The organism is Streptomyces sp. NPDC026589 (genome assembly GCF_040638385.1).
Lineage (GTDB): Bacteria > Actinomycetota > Actinomycetes > Streptomycetales > Streptomycetaceae > Streptomyces.
Genome location: NZ_JBEZYG010000012.1, coordinates 1 through 13,611, shown reverse-complemented (window position 1 = coordinate 13,611; position 13,611 = coordinate 1). Strand labels below are relative to the sequence as shown.

General features: G+C 72.0%; 15 protein-coding genes. 7 read left to right on the top strand and 8 right to left on the bottom strand.

Annotation, left to right across the window (positions count from 1 at the left end):
* Nucleotides 1-184: 184 nt before the first annotated feature.
* The gene (locus AB0F29_RS21125; protein ID WP_361874141.1) at nt 185-1,453 is read right to left on the bottom strand and encodes an Ig-like domain-containing protein; all 1,269 of its coding nucleotides are present in this window, start codon (nt 1,451-1,453) and stop codon (nt 185-187) included.
* A gap of 236 nt (nt 1,454-1,689) precedes the next feature.
* Nucleotides 1,690-2,139 (bottom strand): hypothetical protein, encoded by a 450-nt coding sequence (locus AB0F29_RS21120; protein WP_361874139.1) that lies wholly within the window; start codon nt 2,137-2,139, stop codon nt 1,690-1,692.
* Nucleotides 2,140-2,247: 108 nt separating this feature from the next.
* On the opposite strand from AB0F29_RS21120, the gene AB0F29_RS21115 reads away from it, so the two are divergent.
* Nucleotides 2,248-2,562, top strand: a complete 315-nt coding sequence (locus tag AB0F29_RS21115) for a hypothetical protein (protein WP_361874137.1) — start codon at nt 2,248-2,250, stop codon at nt 2,560-2,562.
* A gap of 120 nt (nt 2,563-2,682) precedes the next feature.
* On the opposite strand, the gene hutH is transcribed toward AB0F29_RS21115, so the two are convergent.
* The gene (hutH, locus tag AB0F29_RS21110) at nt 2,683-4,242 is read right to left on the bottom strand and encodes a histidine ammonia-lyase (RefSeq protein ID WP_361874135.1); all 1,560 of its coding nucleotides are present in this window, start codon (nt 4,240-4,242) and stop codon (nt 2,683-2,685) included.
* A 122-nt stretch (nt 4,243-4,364) separates the two neighbouring features.
* On the opposite strand from hutH, the gene AB0F29_RS21105 reads away from it, so the two are divergent.
* Entirely contained in the window at nt 4,365-5,102 is a 738-nt protein-coding gene (locus AB0F29_RS21105; protein WP_361874133.1) for a translation initiation factor IF-2, read from the top strand.
* A 116-nt stretch (nt 5,103-5,218) separates the two neighbouring features.
* On the opposite strand, the gene AB0F29_RS21100 is transcribed toward AB0F29_RS21105, so the two are convergent.
* From AB0F29_RS21100 to AB0F29_RS21085, 4 genes are all read right to left on the bottom strand, one after another.
* Entirely contained in the window at nt 5,219-6,373 is a 1,155-nt protein-coding gene (locus AB0F29_RS21100) for a diguanylate cyclase (RefSeq protein WP_361874131.1), read from the bottom strand.
* A 114-nt stretch (nt 6,374-6,487) separates the two neighbouring features.
* Nucleotides 6,488-7,300 carry an enoyl-CoA hydratase-related protein gene (locus AB0F29_RS21095; RefSeq protein WP_361874129.1) on the bottom strand — a complete coding sequence of 271 codons (813 nt, stop codon included), beginning with the start codon at nt 7,298-7,300 and terminating at the stop codon, nt 6,488-6,490.
* A gap of 165 nt (nt 7,301-7,465) precedes the next feature.
* Nucleotides 7,466-8,665 carry an adenylate/guanylate cyclase domain-containing protein gene (locus tag AB0F29_RS21090; RefSeq protein ID WP_215102396.1) on the bottom strand — a complete coding sequence of 400 codons (1,200 nt, stop codon included), beginning with the start codon at nt 8,663-8,665 and terminating at the stop codon, nt 7,466-7,468.
* Between the two features lie 180 nt (nt 8,666-8,845).
* Entirely contained in the window at nt 8,846-9,715 is an 870-nt protein-coding gene (locus AB0F29_RS21085) for a biotin--[acetyl-CoA-carboxylase] ligase (protein ID WP_361874127.1), read from the bottom strand.
* A 155-nt stretch (nt 9,716-9,870) separates the two neighbouring features.
* On the opposite strand from AB0F29_RS21085, the gene AB0F29_RS21080 reads away from it, so the two are divergent.
* The 4 genes from AB0F29_RS21080 to AB0F29_RS21065 all read left to right on the top strand — a co-directional run bounded on the left by AB0F29_RS21080 (nt 9,871) and on the right by AB0F29_RS21065 (nt 12,632).
* Nucleotides 9,871-11,451, top strand: a complete 1,581-nt coding sequence (locus AB0F29_RS21080) for an acyl-CoA carboxylase subunit beta (protein ID WP_361874125.1) — start codon at nt 9,871-9,873, stop codon at nt 11,449-11,451.
* 56 nt (nt 11,452-11,507) lie between these two features.
* Nucleotides 11,508-11,714, top strand: a complete 207-nt coding sequence (locus AB0F29_RS21075) for an acyl-CoA carboxylase epsilon subunit (protein ID WP_361874123.1) — start codon at nt 11,508-11,510, stop codon at nt 11,712-11,714.
* Nucleotides 11,715-11,802: 88 nt separating this feature from the next.
* Nucleotides 11,803-11,931: a hypothetical protein gene (locus AB0F29_RS21070; RefSeq protein ID WP_098018286.1), complete on the top strand. Its 129-nt coding sequence runs from the start codon at nt 11,803-11,805 to the stop codon at nt 11,929-11,931.
* A gap of 89 nt (nt 11,932-12,020) precedes the next feature.
* Nucleotides 12,021-12,632 carry a nucleoside triphosphate pyrophosphatase gene (locus AB0F29_RS21065; protein ID WP_361874121.1) on the top strand — a complete coding sequence of 204 codons (612 nt, stop codon included), beginning with the start codon at nt 12,021-12,023 and terminating at the stop codon, nt 12,630-12,632.
* A gap of 29 nt (nt 12,633-12,661) precedes the next feature.
* Here AB0F29_RS21065 and AB0F29_RS21060 read toward each other — a convergent pair whose 3' ends face one another.
* On the bottom strand, nt 12,662-13,111 hold the full coding sequence (locus AB0F29_RS21060; RefSeq protein WP_361874119.1) for a hypothetical protein: 450 nt from the start codon (nt 13,109-13,111) through the stop codon (nt 12,662-12,664).
* A 354-nt stretch (nt 13,112-13,465) separates the two neighbouring features.
* Between AB0F29_RS21060 and AB0F29_RS21055 the strand changes: the two genes are divergently transcribed.
* On the top strand, nt 13,466-13,611 hold a 146-nt coding region (locus tag AB0F29_RS21055; RefSeq protein ID WP_361874531.1), incomplete at its 3' end, for a biotin carboxylase N-terminal domain-containing protein.

The window sequence follows — 13,611 nt, the reverse complement described above, 5'->3', positions numbered from 1 at the left end:
CAGACCGTCGGCCCAGCAGGCGGTGGCAGCGCCCGATGCCGTGTTGGCTCCGCCGCGTCCTCACAGGGCTGGACACAGCGCCGTAGGGGCGCCGGACACGCCGAAGGCGGCGGTCCCGGAGTGTTCCGGGGCCGCCGCCTTCGGACGGGGACGGGGGTGCCGAGAAGGAACGGCGGGGGAAGGATCAGGCCTGGGAGCCGGCCGTCCACTCGGCCCAGCTCATGTTCCAGCCGTTGAGGCCGTTGTCCGGGGTGATGGTCTTGTCCGGGGAGTTCTTGACGATGACCACGTCGCCGACGAGGGAGTTGTCGTAGAACCAGGCGCCGGGGGCGCTGGAGTCGTTCGCGCCCTTCACATCGGCGAGGCCCACACAGCCGTGGCTGGTGTTGGCGTTGCCGAAGATGCCCTTGCCCCAGTAGTTGCCGTGGATGAAGGTGCCCGACGTGGACAGGCGCATGGCGTGCGGCACGTCCTTGATGTCGTACTCGCCCTTGCCGTCGTCATCGGTGAAGCCGACGGTGGCGCCGTTCATCCGGGTCTCCTTGTGCTTCTCGGAGATCACCATCTGACCGTTGTACGTGGGGTTCTCGGGCGAACCCGCGGAGATCGGGATCGTCTTGATCGTCTTGCCGTCGCGGGTGACCGTCATCGTCTTGGCCTTCACGTCGACGGTGGAGACCTGGTCACGGCCGACCTTGAAGGTCACGGTCTTCTGCTGGACGCCGAAGACGCCGTCCGCACCCTCGACGCCGTCGAGGGCCAGCTTCAGGGTGACGGTGGAGCCGCCCTTCCAGTAGTCCTCCGGGCGCAGGTCCAGGCGCTGGGAGTTGAACCAGTGGCCGACGACTTCCTGGCCGCTGCTGGAGGTCACGGTGATGCCGGCCTGGACGGCCTTCTTGTCCGTGATCGCCTTGTTGAAGTTGATCGAGACAGGCATCCCGACGCCGACCGTGGAACCGTCCTCGGGGGTGAAGTTCCCGATGAAGCTGTTGTCGGGCGAGACGGTGGTGAAGGAGCTGTTCTCGTGGGCCTCGCGGCCCTTCGAGTCGGCCGCCGTGGCGTCGATCTTGTACGTGGTGGAGCGCTCCAGCTGGCCCGCGGGCTTCCAGCTGGACCCGTCGGCCGCCAGCGTGCCCTCGACCGGGTCGCCGGCCGCCGTGGTCATGACGACCTTGGTCAGCTTGCCCTTGGCGACGGTGACCTGGGCCGCGTTGTTGATGCTGGCGTTGGACGCGCCGTTCTTCGGCTTGATCGCTATCTGCGCCTCGGAGGCGTCCGCGGCTGCCGCCTTGTCCACCTCCTGCTGCGACGACTCCGAACTTCCGGAGTTCGTCTTGCCGCCCTTGTCGCCGTCGTCGCTACAGGCAGAAAGCACCAGCACGCCGCCGAGCAGTGCGGACATGGCCATGAGGCCCCTGCGCCGCTTGCTGTCCGTCATCACACGCTTCTCCATCGTCGCCGATCCCCCAAAATCCCCGGACGGGGCCGCCAGGCCGCTACTCCCCGTCAATGTTCCAAGAACACCCGGAAAGGGTGCTCCGTTCCACATCCATGACAGATGTGGGGAACACCACTCATCGACGCGGCCCCGGCAGCGGTGGTTCCCGCGCCCCGGTCCCTGCTTTCCGCCGGCGCCCGGCACGGCCCCGGTCCGCCGGGGAGCGGGGCCGGGGCCGGTGTTCTCACAGGTCACGCCCGCTGCGCGGGGTCACCGTCCTCACCGTCGTTCGTCCCATTGTGCGCGACCGCGTCGCCGTACCCCTCCTCCTCGTCCCCGTCCGGCGGCAGGAAGAGGTCCTCCTCGCCGTCGTCCGCGCCGTCCCAGCCCTCCGCGTCGGGGTCGTACTCGATGCCTTCGCTGCTCCAGGAGGCCTGGGCCAGCTCGACCCCGGGCACCTCGCTGACCAGGTCGAAGGGATCGACCAGCGAGGCGAGGGCCTCCGCACCGTCTGCCCGGACCGTGGCCTCCGCATGCATCCGCTCCTCGGCGGTGTCGCTCCCGGCGACCGCCGCGACGGGCTCCCCGTACTCGGCGGCGATGGATTCGAGGGCGGTACCGGTCAGCGCGTCGAGGTCGGTGACCTCCAGCACCATCTCCACGCGAAGCCGAACAAACCTGGATGTCTCTTCTGTGCTCATAGGCCGGAGCGTAAAGCCCGGCGAGGCCGCGACTTTCCACCGACCCGCTGCTTTGCTTAGCATCGGCCCACGGGGCTAACTCATGGTTGTCGCAAGGGGATCGAATCTGTGTCCGTCACTCGTCGCACACTGCTGACCGCCACCGCCGCAGGCACGCTGCTGGCCGCTCTCTGGTTCGTCCCGTCGGCCAACGCGACCGGTGAGAGGGGCGTTCAGGGCACCCCGGCCGCGGCGTCCGGCCGGGCCGCCGAACAGCCCGCCGGGAGCCCCGACGACGCCTCCGGCGCGCTCCTCGCCGACACCGGGCCGGGCCCGGACACCACGCCGTATCTCATCGGCGGCACAGCCCTGTTGGGCCTCGGCGCGGGCTTCGTCACGTACTCGGTGCGCCGCGCCGGGTCCGGGGCGCGCCCGGCGCTCTGAGCATTCCGTACGTACCCGAGAGGGCTCCCGCGACGATGGCGCGGGAGCCCTCTCTTCCGTACGTACCACGGGCTCTTCCGTCTACGGGCTCTTTCGTGCGTACGCACGCACGGGGCCGGCTCAGGCCAGCGGGCCCGTGACCGGCTCCACGGCCGCGACCAGGCGCCCCTCCCGTACGAACGTGTCGGCGGCGGCCAGGTCCGGCGCGAGGAAGCGGTCCGGGCCCGGACCCTCGGCGCCGGCGGCCCGCAGCGCGTCCACGGCCGCCTGCGAGGCGGGGGCGGGGGTCAGGCCCTGGGCGGCGCGGATCTCGACGGCGCGGGTCGCGGCGTACAGCTCGACGGCGACGATCCGGGCCAGGTTGTCCACGGCCGTACGGAGTTTGCGCGCGGCGGACCAGCCCATGGAGACGTGGTCCTCCTGCATCGCGGAGGACGGGATGGAGTCGGCGGAGGCGGGGACCGCGAGCCGCTTCATCTCGCTGACCAGGGCGGCCTGGGTGTACTGGGCGATCATCAGGCCCGAGTCGACCCCGGCGTCGTCCGCGAGGAACGGCGGCAGACCGTGCGAGCGGTTCTTGTCGAGCAGCCGGTCGGTGCGGCGTTCGCAGATCGAGCCGAGGTCGGCGGCGACGATCGCGAGGAAGTCCAGGACGTACGCGACGGGCGCCCCGTGGAAGTTGCCGTTGGACTCGACCCGCCCGTCGGGCAGGACCACCGGGTTGTCGACGGAAGAAGCCAGTTCGCGGCCCGCGACGACGGCCGCGTGGTCGAGGGTGTCGCGGCCCGCGCCGTTGACCTGGGGCGCGCAGCGCACCGAGTAGGCGTCCTGGACCCGGGGCGCGTCACCTGTGATGTCGGCGTGCCGCCCCGTCTGCCCCGAACCCGCCAGCACCCGCAGCATGTTGTCCGCGCTGACGCCCTGGCCGGGGTGCGGGCGGATGGCGTGCAGCTCGGGGGCGAGGACCTTGTCCGTGCCGAGCAGGGCCTCCAGGGAGAGGGCGGCGGTGATGTCGGCCGAAGTGTAGAGGTTCTTCAGGTCGGCGAGGGCCATGACCAGCATGCCGAGCATGCCGTCGGTGCCGTTGAGGAGGGCCAGGCCCTCCTTCTCGCGGAGCTCGACCGGGGTGATGCCGTGCGCGGCGAGGAGCTCGCCAGCGGGGCGAACGGTGCCGTCGGGGCCCTCCGCGTCGCCCTCGCCCATCAGGGTGAGCGCGCAGTGCGAGAGCGGGGCGAGGTCGCCGGAGCAGCCGAGCGAGCCGTATTCGTGGACGACGGGCGTGATGCCCGCGTTCAGCACGTCGGCCATGGTCTGCGCGACCTCGGGGCGTACGCCGGTGTGGCCGGAGGCGACCGTCTTCAGCCGGAGGAACATCAGCGCGCGGACGACCTCGCGCTCGACGCGGGGGCCCATGCCGGCCGCGTGGGAGCGGACGATGTTGCGCTGGAGCCGCGCCCGCAGTTCCGGGCCGATGTGGCGGCTGGCGAGGGCGCCGAAGCCGGTGGAGACGCCGTAGACCGGCTCGGGCTTGGCGGCGAGCGCGTCCACGACGAGACGGGCGGCGGCCAGGGCCTCCACGGCGGCGGCGGAGAGCTCGACCCGGGCGCCGTGGCGGGCCACGGCGACGACGTCCTCGGCGGTGGTTCCGGACGTCCCCACCACAACAGTGTGCATATCCATATTCAGCAGCGTACGTATTGAAAGCCTTCATGTCACTAGCGGAGCCGCCCAGGGCCCCTTACGGGACAGCCTGCGTACGCGAGCGGCTTGCCCGTCGCGCGCGCTGCCGGGAGGCTGCACGCATGCGTCGACTCCTGCTGCTCGCCCCGTTGTTGCTGTTCTCCGCCGCCGGCTGCGGAATGCTCCAGTCCTCCGAGGGCGAGGCCACGGACTCCGCGCGGGACGTCGCCAGGAAGGCGGGCGAGCGGCTCTACGGTCAGCGTCCGCGCACGGCGGAGGAGGTCGGGTACATCGCCTCCGGCATCGAGGGGGTGGAGGTACTGCGGGTGAAGGGCGCCTCGACCCGCGAGGGGGACGGCATCGAGCTGGTCGTCCGCACGTCCGGCACGGCGTACGACCAGAAGTTCGACCCCGAGCCGGTCACCGTGCGGCGCTGTTTCGCGGTCCGGGTGTCGCCGAAGTCGCAGTGGCGCGAGGACCCGCGGGACGTGGACTGCCCGGACGGCGCAGGGCTGACCTTCGCCCCGCCGCCCGAACCGCCCGCGCTGCCGCACGAGGAGCTGCGCGCGAAGCTTCCCCGGGTGCCGGATGGCGGCCGGGTGGACGAGGCCGAGGTGCGCCGGGCGGTCGCCGCGCTGGACCTGGACGAGGCGATCCGTACCGAGGTGAAGGCGGGCGCCGACCGGGTCGGTGTCCTCCTGTCGGTGGAGGGCAACGGCTACGACCCGCAGGACTGCCTCCTCGGCCGGGTCAGCCCGGGCGCAACCGAGGTGTGGGTGCCGTCCCGGATACAGCGGATGCGCGGAGAGGGCGGCTGCACCGTCGAGAACGCCCTGGACCGGATGCCGCCACCGCACTGAGGCCCGACCCACCACCACACGCCGAGACTCGATGCGCCACCGCGCGCTGGGCCCGACGGGCCACCGCGCCGGGGCACACGCCCGCGCTCAGCCCGAACGCGGCGGCGCACCCAAGATCACGGCCTGTTGCCGCGCAGCCTGCGCCGGTCGTGCGCGGACTTCGGCGGGGAGTCCGCGAGCCGGATGACCTCGCCGTCCCGCCCGGCCACCACCGGGCCCAGCGACCGCGCGGCCTTGGCCCGGTACTGGGCGGCGTCCGCGAGCCGGAAGAGCCTGCGGGCCGAACGCACCGGGCCGATCGGGTCGCCGGTGGAGGCGACCCCGCAGGCGACCCCGTCGCCCAGCTCGATCACCGCCGCCCGGTCGCACAGCTCGGTGGCGACGCCGACCACCGCGTCGGCCGGGGGGCCCGCCGCCAGCAGACAGAACTCATCGCCGCCCAGCCGGGCCGCCAGCGCCTCCGGCAGCATCGCCCCGCACAGCGACAGCACGGAGCCGAAACGTTCCAGCAGACGGTCGCCGACCGCGTGGCCATGGGTGTCGTTCACCGCCTTGAGGCCGTTCAGATCGCAGACGACGAGGCTGACGACCGTGTCGTCGACACGGTGCCGCTCGACGGCCTCGTCGAGCCGGATATCGACCGCGCGGCGGTTCGCCAGACCGGTCAGCGGGTCGGTGAAGGCCAGCTTGCGGACCTCCTCCAGGCGCTCGGTCTGGGCGATCCCGGAGGCCACGACGGCGGCGAGCACGGTCGCGAAGTTCGCGTCGGCCCGGTCGAAGACGGGCTGCCCGGCCGGCCGTGCCACATACAACTCGCCCCACGCCCGGCCGTGCAGCACGATCGGCGCGACCACGCAGCACCCCCGGCCGCGCCGCCGGAGCGCCGCGACCCGCTGGTGGCAGTACGGGCGGGCGCCGCGCGCCGGACCGCCCGCACCGGGCTGCCCGTCGGCGGTCTCCACCCAGGCGTCGGGCTCACCGCCGCCCGCCCAGCGCTCGTGCAGGAACTCGGTGATCTCCGGGAACTCATGGACCGGGTAGGCCTCCTCCTCGGGGAACTCCTCCTCCCCCTCGGCCCGTTGGCCCGCGTTCACCAGCACCCGCAGCCTGCCCCGGCCCCGCTCCCACACGGAGAGCGCGGCGAAACTGCCGCCCAGCGCCTCGCAGGCGCCCAGCGCCGCCGCCCGCCACGATTCACGCGGCGTGTAGGCCGCGGCCATGGTCTGCGCAAGCGAAACCACGGCCCGCAGCCGCTCATCGTCACCACCCATTGCTACATCTTATGTAGATTTGTTCCTTTTTGATCAGTTTGAAGCGTAACTAATTTCTCACTACCTTCAACTATTTTCCGGCCGTGCACTCACTCTGCGTAACAGACATTCCGTTCACTCGCCGGGCCAGTCGGGGCGCCGCTTCTCGTTGAACGCGGCCACGCCCTCCGCCCGGTCCCCGGAGAAGGCCACCGACCGCCAGGCCGCGTCCTCCACCTCCAGGCCCGCCCGCAGGTCGAGCCCCTGCCCCAGCCTGAGCGCCTTCTTGGCCGCACGCAGCCCGACCGGCGAGTTGGCCGCGATCCTGCCCCCCAGTGCGAGAGCCTCCTCACGGTCCCGGCCCGCCTCGACCAGGTCGTCGACCAGCCCCAGCTCGCGGGCCTCGGCGGCCTCGACGCGGCGGGCGCTGAACACCAGCTCGGCGGCGCGCGCCGCCCCCACCCGGCGCGGCAGCAGCTGCGTACCGCCGCCGCCCGGGATGACGCCCACGGAGACCTCGGGCAGCCCGACCACGGCGGTGGCGTCGGCGACGATCACATCGCAGGCGAGGGCGAGTTCGAAGCCGCCGCCGAGGGCGAAGCCGTGCACGGCGGCGATCACCGGCATCGGCAGCTCCAGAACCCCGGTGTAGGCGGCGCGGGCGGTGGGCCGCTGACGTACGAGGTCGGCGTCGGTGAAGGAGTTGCGCTCCTTGAGGTCCGCGCCCACGCAGAAGGCCCTCTCGTGGCTGGAGGTCAGGACGGTGACCCGGACGTCCCGGTCGGCGGCGAGTGCGTCGCAGGCGGCGGCGATGGAGCGGGCCATGTCGGTGGAGACGGCGTTCATGGCCTTGGGCCGGTCGAGGACCAGCTCGGCGACGTGGTCCTCCCCCTCGTGCCGTCGTACGACGACGAACTCCCCGTACCGCTGCTCGGACGTGACGGTCATGGCTGCTCCCCTGTCATGGACGGCCTGTTAACGAGCGTTACCGTCACGGATCCTAGACAGGACGTGCCCGCCCCCGACAGGGCGGGACCGGGACGGGGACGTCACGACCGGCAGGCAGGCGTGACGACGGAGGCCTGACGGCGGGGGCGCGACGGGGGGCCGCGCTCAGGAGCCGGTCTTCCCCCGCCGGGCCAGCAGCCACGGCTCCACCACGCCGAGCCCGCGCACCGGGCGCTGCCACATCGGCTGGAGCCCGAAGCGGTACGTCGGCAGCGGCGGCTCGTCGTCGGGCTCGCGGCCCTCCTTCTCGGCGACCCGGGCCCGTTCGGCGGCGGCCGCGACGGCCTCGGCGGCCTGCGCCTCGGACTCCGGGGCGTCGCCGTGCCGGACCAGCTCCTTGGCGAACGCCCCGTCGACCAGGACGGCGTCCTTCGGCGCTATCGAGGTGAGCCGGCTGGCGAGGTTCACCGTGGTGCCGAAGACGTCGCCCATCCGGGTGGTGACCGTGCCGAAGGCGATGCCGACGCGCAGGGCGGGCATCGTCTCGTCCTGGGACATGGCCTCGATCAGCCGGAGCGCTATCTCGGCGGCGGTGCCCGCGTCGTCGGCGGCGAAGAGGACCTCGTCGCCGAGGGTCTTGATGAGCCGGCCGCCGTGCGCGGCGACCAGGTCGGCGGCGGTCGTCTCGAAGGACTCGACCAGTTCGCCGAGCTCCTCCTCCTCCAGTCGTCGGGTCAGCCGGGTGAAACCGACCAGGTCGGCGAAGCCGACGGCGAGCCGACGGTCGACCATCTCCTCGTCGTCCGCGGCCTGCACGACCCGGCCGGTCGCGGCGGCGAGCTGGCGCCGCCACACGTAGACGAGGAACTCCTGGAGCTCCGGCAGCAGCAGCTCGACCAGCGGATACGTGACCTCGGTGCGGGTCATGCCGGGCTCGGGCGGCTCGGTAAGACCCTCCAGGAACGAGTCGATCTGCCACTCGGCCAGCCGGGCGGTGGTCTGCCCGGTGGAGCGGGCGACCTGGATCGCCATCGGCTCGCTGAGCAGCCCCGCCTCGACGAGACCGGCGAGCCGTCGCAGGGCGAGCACGTCGGCCTCGGTGAGCGCCTTGGCCTGGCCGATGTCGGCGAAGCCCATGGCCCGCCAGAACCGGGAGGCCAGGTCCATGGAGACCCCGGCGGTGCGGGCCGCCTGGAAGGGCGTGTAGCGCCGGTCGGCCCCCAGGATCAGCGCTTCGAGGCGGATGGCGAGGGGGTCGTCGGTCGGTTCCACCGTGTGGTCGACCTCGTGGTGGGGTGTGGCGTGGACCGAGGAGTCCGACCCGGGCTCCTCACCCGCGCCGGACGTCGTGTCGCCGACGGTCACCAGCCGCCTCCTGCCCGTTCCCTGCGCACTGCCCTGCCGATCTGTCGCTGGATCGCCTCAACGATACGGCAGGTGTGCCCCAGCTCACGTCCTTGGTTGTCCGTCATCGGTGCGTCGCGCGTGATATCTCAGGCATACGCGGTATCCACCCGTACGCCCCCCCCGGGGGCGTACGGCCGGTCAGGTCAGGCCGCCCGCGGCGCCCCGCAGGTGGACGACGTCCCCGGCCGACACCGGCCGCTGGAGACCGTCCTCGGTGGAGAGGACGAGACGCCCGTCCCCGTCGATCGCGACCGCCTCGCCGACCAGGGACGTACCTCCCGGCAGCTCCGCCCGCACAGTCCGGTCCAGCGTCGCGCACCCTGCCGCGTAGGCGGCCTGGAGCCCGCTCGCGGCCGCGTCGCCGTCCGCCGCCTTCCACCGGCCGTACCAGTCCTCCAGCGAGCGCAGGACGGCGCGCAGCAGGGTCTCACGGTCGGTGGAGACCGCTCCCGCGAGCGCCAGCGACCCGGCGGTGGGGGCGGGCAGTTCGTCGGCGCGGAGCGAGACGTTGATGCCCAGGCCGACGACGATGCCGTCCCCGGCGAACTCGCCGAGGATGCCGCCCGTCTTGCGTTCCTCCCCTTCCACCGCGACCAGCAGGTCGTTGGGCCACTTCAGCGACATGTCGACACCGGCCGACTTCGCGAGCCCGGTCGCGGCGGCGACCCCGGCCAGCAGCGGCACCCAACCCCACCGCTCCACGGGGATGTCGCCGGGCTCCAGGTGGACCGAGAAGAACAGCCCGGAGCGGGGCGGTGCGGTCCAGGTCCGCTCCAGCCGTCCGCGGCCGGCGGTCTGCTCCTCGGCGACCAGCACCGCACCCTCGCCCGCCGCCCCGGCACGGGCACGCCCGGCGAGGTCGGTGTTGGTGGATCCGGTGGACTCCACGATCTCCAGCGACGTCCACAACGCGTCCGGCCGCAGCAGTCCGCGCCGCAGCGCGGTCACGTTGAGGGGCGGCCGGTCGAGGTCCGACCAGCGGTTGTGTGGCGCATCCGGGGGTGTCATGCAACCCAGCCTAGGTGTGGCAAAGGACGCACTGCCTTTCCGGAGGCGCGCCGATACCCTACGAGTCAGTAGCCAGAGCCGGACTGACGGCTGGCCGTCCCCCCGTGACCGGTGCCAGACGTCGTCCCCGTGACCAGGCAGGGAGCCGCCCCCCGATGTCCGAGCCGCTAAGCGACATCCACACCACCGCGGGCAAGCTCGCGGACCTGACGCGCCGCATCGACGAGGCGACGCACGCCGGTTCGGCCCGCGCGGTCGAGAAGCAGCACGCCAAGGGCAAGCTGACGGCCCGTGAGCGGGTCGGTCTGCTGCTGGACGAGGGCTCCTTCGTGGAGCTCGACGAGTTCGCCCGGCACCGCTCCACCAACTTCGGCATCGAGAAGAACCGCCCGTACGGGGACGGTGTCGTCACCGGTTACGGCACGGTCGACGGCCGCCCGGTCTGCGTCTACTCGCAGGACTTCACGATCTTCGGCGGATCGCTCGGCGAGGTCTACGGCGAGAAGATCGTCAAGGTCATGGACTTCGCGCTGAAGACCGGCTGTCCGGTCATCGGCATCAACGACGGCGGCGGGGCGCGGATCCAGGAAGGCGTCGTCGCGCTCGGCCTGTTCGCCGAGATCTTCCGCCGCAACGTGCACGCCTCCGGGGTGATCCCGCAGATCTCGCTGATCGTCGGCCCGTGCGCGGGCGGTGCGGTCTACTCCCCCGCGATCACCGACTTCACGGTGATGGTCGACCAGACCTCGCACATGTTCATCACCGGCCCCGACGTCATCAAGACGGTCACCGGCGAGGACGTCGGCTTCGAGGAGCTGGGCGGCGCCCGTACGCACAACACCACCTCCGGGGTGGCGCACCACATGGCGGGCGACGAGAAGGACGCCATCGAGTACGTCAAGTCGCTGCTGTCGTACCTCCCGTCGAACAACCTCTCCGAGGCCCCGGTCTTCCCGGAGGAGGCGGACCTCGCCACCACCGACGAGGACCGCGAGCTGGACACGCTCATCCCGGACTCGGCGAACCAGCCGTACGACATGCACACCGCGATCGAGCACGTGCTGGACGACGGCGAGTTCCTGGAGACCCAGGCCCTGTTCGCGCCGAACATCATCACCGGCTTCGGCCGGGTCGAGGGCCGCCCGGTCGGCATCGTCGCCAACCAGCCGATGCAGTTCGCCGGCTGCCTGGACATCAACGCCAGCGAGAAGGCGGCGCGCTTCGTCCGCACCTGCGACGCGTTCAACGTCCCCGTCATCACCTTCGTGGACGTGCCGGGCTTCCTGCCGGGCGTGGACCAGGAGTACGGCGGCATCATCCGGCGCGGCGCGAAGCTGATCTACGCCTACGCGGAGGCGACGGTCCCGCTGATCACCGTCATCACCCGCAAGGCCTTCGGCGGCGCGTACGACGTGATGGGCTCCAAGCACCTGGGCGCCGACCTGAACGTCGCCTGGCCGACCGCCCAGATCGCCGTCATGGGGGCGCAGGGCGCGGTGAACATCCTGCACCGCCGCACCATCGCGGCCGCCGACGACCCGGACGCGACGCGGGCCGAGCTGATGACGGCGTACGAGGACGCGCTGCTCAACCCGTACGTGGCGGCCGAGCGCGGCTACGTCGACGCGGTCATCATGCCGTCCGACACCCGGGCCCACATCGTCAAGGGGCTGCGTCAGCTGCGGACGAAGCGGGAATCACTGCCTCCGAAGAAGCACGGCAACATCCCGCTCTAGCCGCAGCGGTACGTTCGCCCGTTAGCCCGTTCGCCCGTTCGCAGAAAGGTCTGCCCATGATCAAGGTCGTACGGGGCAACCCCACCCCGGAGGAACTGGCCGCCGCCCTGGCGGTGGTCCGGGCGCGCGCCGCGGCGGCGTCCGCCGTCCCGTCCGGCGCGCCGCTGCCGCCCGAGCAGTGGTCCGACCCGGGGCGCATCGCCCGCGGCGGCAGCCCGCGTCCGGGCCCCCGGGCCTGGGCCCGGACGTACTGGCCGGCCTGAGCGCGCGAAGCCGCCCCCGCCCACGCGGGGGCGGCTTTGAGTACCCGTACTCAGGCGTAGGGGCGGGCGGCGCAGCAGGATCGGGAGCATGCTGTGGTCCGACCCCGAGAACAAGCCGCCGAAGGAACTGCGCGACGCCCAGGCCATGATGCGCAGAGCGGGCGTCCTGCTGGCGCTGGCGATGCTGGTGGCGATGTTCGTCCTCGGCATCCGCTGAGAGGGTGGCGCGGGCCGGGGCGCGTCCGCCCGGGGCCGCCCTCCGAGAGGCGGGCCCGTGGCCGGACGCCGTGCGCGGGCCCTTCTACGATGGCCCGCATGACTGATCAGCGCCGTCTCGTGCTCGCCTCCGCCTCCCCCGCCCGTCTCGGTCTGCTGCGGCAGGCCGGATTCGCTCCCGAGGTGATCGTCAGCGGGGTGGACGAGGACGCCCTGAGCGCACCGACCCCCGCCGAGCTGGCGCTCGTCCTGGCCCGGGCCAAGGCGGCGGCCGTCGCGGAGCGAGCCGAGGCGGCGGGCGCCCTGGTCATCGGCTGCGACTCGGTGCTGGAGCTGGACGGCGAGGCGCTGGGCAAGCCGGCCGACGCCGAGGAGGCCACCGCCCGCTGGAAGTCGATGCGCGGCCGGTCGGGCGTCCTGCGGACCGGGCACAGCGTGATCGACACCGCCTCCGGCCGTACGGCCTCGGCGACGGGGTCCACGGTCGTACGGTTCGGCGAGCCGAGCGACGCCGAGGTCGCCGCCTACGTGGCCTCGGGCGAACCGCTCCATGTCGCGGGGGCGTTCACCCTGGACGGCCGCTCGGCGCCGTTCGTCGACTCCATCGAGGGCGACCACGGCAATGTCATCGGGCTCTCGCTGCCGCTGCTGCGCCGGCTGCTGGGCGAGCTGGACGTCTCCGTCACGGAGCTGTGGGCCTGATCCGTCACGGAGCCGCGGGTCCGACCCGGTTACTGAGCCGCAGGTCCGAGACCCGCGGCGGCCCCGTCGCTCACGCCGCCCTCGGCCCGGGTCTCGGGCCCGTACGCCAGCAGGGTGAGCACCAGCAGGGCCAGCACGAGCATCATGAACGCGAAGGCGCTCCAGCCCACCAGCCCGACGGTGACCGCGCCGAGGACGCCGTGCACGACCGCGCAGCCGATCAGGGTGATGCGTCCGAAGCGTCCCGGGGCGCGGTCGCGGGCCCCGGCCAGCAGGGCGATCAGCCCGCACAGGACCAGCAGCAGACCGGAGACGCCGCCCATCGCCCAGGTGCCGGCGGACATGGCGTCCGGGTCCAGGCCGGCGAGCGACATGTTCTGGTTCTCGGCGACCGTGGCCAGGACGGCGTTGATGAGCACGATGCCCACCGCCTCCCCGAACAGAACGAGCGCGGTCACGATCGCCACCGGTCTGCGCATGACCGATCCACCCCCTGTTACCTACGGTACGTGCGTAGCGCGGACCCTACTCATGGGTATTCCTTCGGACAAGGGGTCTGACAGGCCCGTGCGCCGGGCAAAGAATCCGCTGACCGTTCGTAGGGACCCCACAAAGAAATGCTGTGAGGCGTTGACCCTAAAGACAGAGACCTGCACCACACCAGCTGGTTACTGTGCGGTTAAGGATCGCGGCGTACCGTGGTGCCACAAGGGATTCCACTACTGGGGCAAGCCTCGGATCACACTCCGTGTGGGCAAGCTCACCAATGGGGACGGGTCGTACAGCCGTGTCGGTAGTCCCTAAACTCAGCTTGTTTCGAGGAGGGAGTCATCGTGCGCAAGGTGCTCATCGCCAACCGTGGCGAAATCGCTGTCCGCGTTGCTCGGGCGTGCCGGGACGCGGGGATCGCGAGTGTCGCGGTCTACGCCGAGCCGGACCGGGACGCGTTGCATGTCCGGGCCGCCGACGAGGCGTTCGC

Coding starts and splice junctions, on each gene's coding strand:
- AB0F29_RS21125 (WP_361874141.1), bottom strand. CDS start 1,453: ATGGAGAAGCGTGTGATGACGGACAGCAAGCGGCGCAGGGGCCTCATG.
- AB0F29_RS21085 (WP_361874127.1), bottom strand. CDS start 9,715: ATGACACCCCCGGATGCGCCACACAACCGCTGGTCGGACCTCGACCGG.
- AB0F29_RS21120 (WP_361874139.1), bottom strand. CDS start 2,139: ATGAGCACAGAAGAGACATCCAGGTTTGTTCGGCTTCGCGTGGAGATG.
- AB0F29_RS21060 (WP_361874119.1), bottom strand. CDS start 13,111: ATGCGCAGACCGGTGGCGATCGTGACCGCGCTCGTTCTGTTCGGGGAG.
- AB0F29_RS21070 (WP_098018286.1), top strand. CDS start 11,803: ATGCTGTGGTCCGACCCCGAGAACAAGCCGCCGAAGGAACTGCGCGAC.
- AB0F29_RS21075 (WP_361874123.1), top strand. CDS start 11,508: ATGATCAAGGTCGTACGGGGCAACCCCACCCCGGAGGAACTGGCCGCC.
- AB0F29_RS21095 (WP_361874129.1), bottom strand. CDS start 7,300: ATGACCGTCACGTCCGAGCAGCGGTACGGGGAGTTCGTCGTCGTACGA.
- AB0F29_RS21100 (WP_361874131.1), bottom strand. CDS start 6,373: ATGGGTGGTGACGATGAGCGGCTGCGGGCCGTGGTTTCGCTTGCGCAG.
- hutH (WP_361874135.1), bottom strand. CDS start 4,242: ATGGATATGCACACTGTTGTGGTGGGGACGTCCGGAACCACCGCCGAG.
- AB0F29_RS21080 (WP_361874125.1), top strand. CDS start 9,871: ATGTCCGAGCCGCTAAGCGACATCCACACCACCGCGGGCAAGCTCGCG.
- AB0F29_RS21105 (WP_361874133.1), top strand. CDS start 4,365: ATGCGTCGACTCCTGCTGCTCGCCCCGTTGTTGCTGTTCTCCGCCGCC.
- AB0F29_RS21065 (WP_361874121.1), top strand. CDS start 12,021: ATGGCCCGCATGACTGATCAGCGCCGTCTCGTGCTCGCCTCCGCCTCC.